Consider the following 7,189-nt stretch of genomic DNA (forward strand, 5'->3'; position numbering starts at 1 on the left):
TCGTTGAACGTACGGGGACGTCTCGCCGCCGCGGTCCTCGCGGTGGCGATGGCGGGCACGGCCTGCGCGGCCGGCCCGAGCGATTCCGGCGCGGGCCGGGACGCCCACGGAGCGCGGACGGCGACGCCCGGGACGGCGCGGCCGACGGGGGCGACCGGGGAGTTCCTCGTCTTCTACACCCAGGGCGGCCGGGACGCGGCGGCCCGCGCGGTCGCCGGCAGCGGCGGCGTGGTCACCGGGGAGGAGCCGCGGCTCGGCTACCTCGTGGCCGAGTTGTCCGCGCCCGAGAAGCTCGGCGCGACCCCGGCGATCGTCGGTGTCACCCCCGACCGCAGGATCGGCGAGGTGGCGAACGTGCCCACGCCGCCGCCCGCCTCGGCCCCGGCGTCGCCCACCCCCTCAGCCGCGCCCTCCGGGACCACGCCCGCGGCGCTGGCCGACCCGCTGTCGGGCCGCCAGTGGGACATGAAGATGATCGGCGCCACCGCCACCGGTTCGTACGCCCACCCGTCGGCGCGGGGCGCCCGGGTGCTCGTCGGCGTCATCGACACCGGCATCGACGGCAAGCACCCCGACATCGCGCCCAACTTCAACCGCGAGCTGAGCCGCAACTTCGTCACCGACCGGCCCAAGGACGCCAACGGCAAGACGTTCGACGGTCCCTGCGAGGCCAAGGACTGCAAGGACCCCGTGGACGTGGACGACGACGGCCACGGCACGCACGTCGCCAGCACGATCGGCTCCCCGCTCAACGGGATCGGGGTCGCCGGGGTCGCCCCCGAGGTGTCGCTGGTGAACATCCGCGCCGGCACCGACTCCGGCTACTTCTTCCTCAAGCCCACCATGGACGCCCTCACGTACGCCGCCGACATCGGCGTCGCGGTGGTCAACATGAGCTTCTACGTGGACCCCTGGACGTTCAACTGCCCGAACAACCCCCAGGACACGCCCGCCGAACGGCTCGAACAGCGCGGCATCATCGAGGGCATGCGCCGCGCCGTGGTGTACGCGCACGCCCACGGCGTCACCCTGATCACGGCCATCGGGAACAGCGGCACCGACCTCGGCCACCCGGTGAAGGACACCGCCAGCCCCGACTACCCGCTGGGCGCCGAACACGAGCGCAAGGTCGACAACACCTGCATCAACGTGCCGGCGGAGCTGGAGAACGTCATCTCGGTCTCCGCGGTCGGCCCCACCGAGCGCAAGTCGTCCTACTCCGACTACGGCGTCGAGCAGACCGACATCGCCGCGCCGGGCGGCGACCTGTTCGCCAAGGAGACGCGGCTCACCGGCGTGCGCAGGGAGATCCTGGCCGCGGCCCCGGCCCACGCGCTGCGCGAGAAGGGCCTCATCAACGCCCGCGGGGTGCCCCAGGACCCGTCCGTGGTCCGGGAGTGTCCGGAAGGCGGGACCTGCTCCTACTACCAGTACATGGAGGGCACCTCCATGGCCTCGCCGCACGCCGCCGGCGTCGCCGCGATCATCGTCGGCCGCTTCGGCACCCCCGGGAAGAACGGCCTGACGATGGACCCCGCCGAGGTCGAGCGCATCCTGTACGCGACCGCGGTGCCCCGGCCCTGCCCGGAGCCCCGGGCGTACAAGTACTCGAAGGACAACGTGCAGACCTGCGAGGGCGGCCTGGATCGCAACGGCTTCTTCGGCCACGGCGTCGTCAGCGCCGCCCGGGCCGCGACGTTCACCCGCTGAGGCTCCGCCGGGGGAAAGCCCCACTGGCGGTCCTGCGGGTTGGGTACCCTGAACTGGGCGCGCGACGCCGCGACGGCGGGCGCCGGGGCCGCGCCACCCCGTACGGCGGGGCGCGGCGGACACCCGGATGAGCGCGATATGTCATTGACAATTTGGCCACAGCTCCATGCGCCGTCACTATCAAGTGGTCTGTACCAATTAGGCTAGGACCGTGAGTCGTCGAGCAAAGATCGTCTGTACCCTTGGCCCCGCAACCTCATCGCCGGAGCGGCTGCGCGAGCTCATCGCCGCCGGCATGGACGTGGCCAGATTCAACCTCTCGCACGGCAGCCACGAGCTGCACAAGGAGGTGTTCGACCGGGTCAGGGCCGCCGCCGACGAGGTGGGACGTGCCGTAGGCGTGCTCGCCGACCTCCAGGGGCCCAAGATCCGCGTGGGCCGGTTCGCCTCCGGGCCGGTACGGCTCGGCTTCGGAGACGTCTTCACCATCACCACCGAGGACGTCCCCGGTGACCGCGACATCGTCTCCACCACGTACGCCGGGCTGCCCGGCGACGTGCGGCCGGGCGACACCGTGCTCGTGGACGACGGCCGCCTCCACCTGGAGGTGACCGCCGTGGACGGCCCCCGCGTGGTCACCCGCGTCGTCATCGGCGGCATGATCTCCGACAACAAGGGCCTCAACCTGCCCGGTGTCGCGGTCAGCGCGCCCGCGCTCACCGAGAAGGACGAGATCGACCTGCGCTGGGCGCTGCGCACCGGCTTCGACATGATCGCGCTGTCCTTCGTCCGCTCGCCCCGCGACGCCGACATCGTGCACGGGATCATGGAAGAGGAGGGCGTCCACCTCCCGCTGCTCGCCAAGATCGAGAAGCCGCAGGCCGTGGCCTGCCTGGAGGAGATCGTCGACGCCTTCGACGGCATCATGGTCGCCCGCGGCGACCTCGGCGTCGAGCTGCCGCTCGAGCAGGTGCCGATCGTCCAGCGTCGCATCATCGAGCTGTGCCGCGACAAGGCGCACCCGGTCATCGTCGCCACCCAGATGCTCGACTCCATGATGAGCGCCCCCCGGCCGACCCGGGCCGAGACCTCCGACGTGGCGTACGCGGTCATGGACGGCGCCGACGCGGTGATGCTGTCCGGCGAGACCTCCGTCGGCAACTATCCCGTCGAGTCGGTCTCCACCATGGCCCGCATCGCGACGGCCGCCGAGAGCGCCACGCTGCACGCCACGCACACCCTGCAGCGGCTGCCCGAGACCACCGGCGGCGCGATCGCCAGGGCCGCGGCCGAGGTCGGCGCGATCGTCGGCGCCAAGGCGCTGGTGGCGTTCACGATGTCGGGCGAGACCGCGCGGCGGCTCGCGCGCTACCGCTCGCCGATCCCGCTGCTCGCCTTCACCTCCAACCCGCAGGTCCGCGGGCAGCTCGCGGTGACCTGGGGCGTCGAGACCTTCGAGGTGCCGTTCGTCCACCACACCGACGACATGGTGCGCCAGGTCGAGGCCTCGCTGCTCACCCTCGGCGACTTCGAGAAGGGCGACAAGATCGTCATCGTGGCGGGATCCCCGACCGGCATCCCGGGCTCGACCAACTTCCTGCGCGTGCACACGATCGGCTCGGCGGTCGCGCACCCCCGCTGACCGGCGCTCGCGTACCGACCTCGACCCGGTGGCCCGCGGCCGCCGGGTCGTCGGCGTTCCCGGCCTCCGGCGCGGCCGGATCCGGGGGAGGGGGCGGCCGCCTTTCCGGTGGGAAGTGGCTGATCGCGCCACATTTCCATTACATCGCGTTATGAAGTCATAACGGTAAGTGGCGAAAAACTGGTTGATCAAACGTGAGTCGTAGGGAACCATGGCGGGAGCGAGCCGTCCCCCGTCAGGTGAGGAGTGTCACGCCCGGTCATGCCGTCACGATCAGGACCCACCTCAGGCGCTCGAAAACCCTCCTGGTCCTCGCTGTGGCGGCTCAAGTCGTATCTGCGCCCGTACGCCTGGCCGGTGGTCCTCATGTGGACGGCGTCCGTGCTCGGCATCGCGGCCGCGATCCTGACCCCGCTCGTCGGCAAGGAGATCATCGACGGTCCGGTGGCGCACGGCGACCAGGACGCGCTGCTCCCGCTCGGGCTGCTCGCGCTCGCGCTCGGCGTGGCCGAGGCCCTGCTCACCTTCCTGCGCCGCTGGTCCCAGGCCGGCCCCGTGCTCGGCCTGGAGACGGCGATCCGCGACGACCTGTACCGCCACCTGCAGCGCCTGCCGATGCGCTTCCACGATGAGTGGCAGTCCGGGCAGCTCCTCTCCCGCGCGACGACGGACCTGTCCACGATCCGGCGGTTCCTCGGGTTCGGCGTGCTGTTCCTCGTGATGAACGTCCTCCAGCTCACCACCGTGACCGTGGTGCTGCTGCGGATGTACTGGCCGCTCGGCCTGCTCGTCGCCGGTTCGGCGATCCCCGTCGTCATCCTGTCGAACCGCTTCGAGAAGCGGTACATCCGCATCTCCCGCCAGCTGCAGGACGAGCAGGGCGACCTCGCCACCTTCGTCGAGGAGAGCGCCCTCGGCGTCCGCACGATCAAGGCGTTCGGACGGCGGCGCCACGTTGCCGCGACGTACGACGGCCTGGCGGGCAAGGTGTACCGCAGCTCCCTGGCCAAGGTGCGGCTGTCCTCCCGGTTCTTCACCTTCCTGGAAGTGGTGCCGAACGTCACCCTCGCCATGGTGCTGCTCCTCGGCGCGCTCGCCGTCGGCGGCGGCTGGCTGACCCTGGGCACGCTGGTGGCCTTCACCACGCTGGTGCTCCAGCTCGTCTGGCCGGTCACCTCGCTCGGGTACATCCTGGCGATGGGCCAGGAGGCCATGACGTCGGCCGACCGGGTCGTCGAGGTGCTCGACACCGTGCCCGAGATCGTCGGCGGCGCGCAGCTCGTCGCCGCGCCGCGCGGCCACCTGCGCTTCGAGGGCGTCGGCTTCCGGTTCCCCGGCGCCGAGCGGCCCGTGCTGCACGACGTCTGGCTCGAGGTGGAACCGGGCGAGACCATCGCCGTCGTCGGCGCGACCGGCTCGGGGAAGACCACGCTCACCGCGCTGGTGCCGCGGCTGGTCGACGTGACGGCCGGTCGCGTCACCGTCGACGGGCACGACGTGCGCGACCTGTCCCTGCCCTCGCTGCGCTCGGTGGTCGCCACCGCCTTCGAGGAGCCCACGCTGTTCTCGATGAGCGTCCGGGAGAACCTCACCCTCGGCCGCGGGGACGCCACCGACGAGGAGATCCGCGCCGCGCTGGAGATCGCCCAGGCCACCTTCGCGTACGACCTGCCCTGGGGGCTGGACACCCGCATCGGCGAGCAGGGCATGTCCCTGTCCGGCGGCCAGCGGCAGCGCCTCGCCCTGGCCCGCGCGGTGCTCGGCCGGCCCCGGATCCTCGTCCTGGACGACACCCTTTCGGCGCTCGACGTGGAGACCGAGGCCTTGGTCGAGGAGGCGCTGCGCGGCGTCCTCGCCGACGCCACCGGCCTCGTCGTCGCGCACCGGGCCTCGACCGTGCTGCTCGCCGACCGGGTGGCCCTCTTGCAGGACGGCACCATCACCCACGTCGGCCGCCACGCGGACCTGCTGGCCGAGGTCCCCGAATACCGTGCGCTCCTCGCGCAGGACGCCGAGCTCGACCAGGAGGAGGCGCTGCGGTGAGCGTGGAAACGACCGGGGACGGCTGGCGCGGCGTCGCCGCCGAGGAGCAGGACCAGCTCTCCGACCGGGTGTCGCTCCTGTTGCGCACCCGCTCGCGCCGGCTGCTCGGCGACCTGCTCCGCCCGCACCGGCGCGGCATGGCGCTGCTGGTCGCGATCATCGTGCTGTCCAGCGCCGCCGGGCTGGCCATCCCGTACCTCGTCGCGGTCGGCATCGACGACGGCATCCCGCCGATGCTGCGCGGCGGCGGGCCCGGGACGCTGCTCGTCATCGTCGGCGCGGTCGTCGCGGCCGCGCTGGCCCAGGCGCTCACCCGGCAGGCGTTCCTGCGGCTGTCCGGCCGCATCGGCCAGGACATCCTGCTCGAACTCCGCCGCCGCGTCTTCGACCACTTCCAGCGGCTGTCCCTGTCGTTCCACGAGAAGTACACCTCCGGGCGGGTGATCTCGCGGCTCACCTCGGACGTCGAGGCGATCGCCGAGCTGCTGGCGTCCGGCCTGGACGGGCTGGTCACGGCGGTGCTCACGTTGGTCGGCACCGCGGTCATGCTGCTCGCGCTCGACGCGCACCTCGCCGTGGTCGCGCTGCTGCCGCTGCCCCTGCTGCTGCTGTTCACCCGCTGGTTCCGGCGCGAGTCCAGCGTCACCTACCGCAGGACCAGGGAGACCGTCGCCCTGGTCATCGTCCACTTCGTCGAGTCGATGACCGGCATCCGCGCGGTCCAGGCGTTCCGCAGGGAGTCGCGCAACCAGGAGATCTTCGAGCGGCTCAACCGGGACTACCGCGACGCCAACATGCGCGGCATGCGCCTCATCGCCGTCTTCATGCCCGGCGTCAAGCTGATCGGCAACGTGACCGTGGCCGCGGTCCTGCTGTACGGCGGGTGGCTCGCGCTGCACGACGCGGTCACGGTCGGCGTGCTGGCCGCGTTCCTGCTCTACCTGCGCCAGTTCTACGAGCCCATGCAGGAGATCAGCCAGTTCTACAACACGCTCCAGTCGGCGAGCGCGGCGCTGGAGAAGCTGTCCGGGGTGCTGGAGGAGGAGCCCGCCGTCGCCGAGTCCCGCCGCCCCGCGGCCCTGCCGTACGCGAAGGGGGCGGTGCGGTTCGAGGCGGTCGAGTTCGCCTACCCGGGCGGGCCTCCGGTCATCCCGGCGCTCGATCTGGAGCTCCCGGCCGGGCAGACCGTGGCGGTCGTCGGCACCACGGGTGCGGGCAAGACCACGCTGGCCAAGCTGATCTCCCGGTTCTACGACCCGGTGTCCGGCCGCGTCCTCCTCGACGGGGTGGATCTGCGTGACCTCGACGAGCCCACGCTGCGCCGCTCGGTGGTCATGGTCACCCAGGAGAACTTCCTGTTCTCCGGCACCGTCGCCGAGAACATCAGGTTCGGCCGTCCCGACGCCTCGGACGAGGAGGTGGTCGCCGCCGCCCGCGCGATCGGGGCGCACACGTTCATCGAGGAGCTGCCGGACGGCTACGACACCCAGGTCGGCAAGCGGGGCGGCCGGATGTCGGCGGGGCAGCGCCAGCTCGTGGCCTTCGCGCGGGCGTTCCTCGCCGACCCGGCCGTCCTCATCCTCGACGAGGCGACCTCCAGCCTCGATGTGCCGAGCGAGCGGCTGGTCCAGCGGGCGCTGCGCACCATCCTCGCGGACCGGACCGCGGTGATCATCGCCCATCGGCTGTCCACCGTGGAGATCGCCGACCGCGTGCTCGTCATGGAGCGGGGCCGCGTGGTCGAGGACGGACCGCCGGAGCGGCTGGTCGCCGGGGCGGGCCGGTTCGCCCGCC

General features: G+C 72.0%; 4 protein-coding genes. All 4 read left to right on the plus strand.

Annotated elements, in window-relative coordinates; translation table 11 throughout:
* The first annotated feature begins 3 nt into the window (after window positions 1-3).
* Window positions 4-1,710, plus strand: coding sequence for a S8 family peptidase (locus AWQ68_RS30245; RefSeq protein ID WP_066946790.1), 1,707 nt, complete (start codon window positions 4-6; stop codon window positions 1,708-1,710).
* Between the two features lie 211 nt (window positions 1,711-1,921).
* Window positions 1,922-3,352, plus strand: a complete 1,431-nt coding sequence (gene pyk / locus AWQ68_RS30250) for a pyruvate kinase (protein WP_066946793.1) — start codon at window positions 1,922-1,924, stop codon at window positions 3,350-3,352.
* A gap of 261 nt (window positions 3,353-3,613) precedes the next feature.
* Window positions 3,614-5,395 (plus strand): ABC transporter ATP-binding protein, encoded by a 1,782-nt coding sequence (locus AWQ68_RS30255; protein WP_066946796.1) that lies wholly within the window; start codon window positions 3,614-3,616, stop codon window positions 5,393-5,395.
* On the plus strand, window positions 5,392-7,189 hold a 1,798-nt coding region (locus AWQ68_RS30260; RefSeq protein ID WP_066946798.1), incomplete at its 3' end, for an ABC transporter ATP-binding protein. The genes AWQ68_RS30255 and AWQ68_RS30260, both read left to right, overlap by 4 nt.

This window comes from Microtetraspora fusca, from assembly GCF_001570365.1.
GTDB classification, from domain to species: Bacteria; Actinomycetota; Actinomycetes; order Streptosporangiales; family Streptosporangiaceae; genus Microtetraspora; species Microtetraspora fusca.

Coding starts and splice junctions, on each gene's coding strand:
- AWQ68_RS30255 (WP_066946796.1), top strand. CDS start 3,614: ATGCCGTCACGATCAGGACCCACCTCAGGCGCTCGAAAACCCTCCTGG.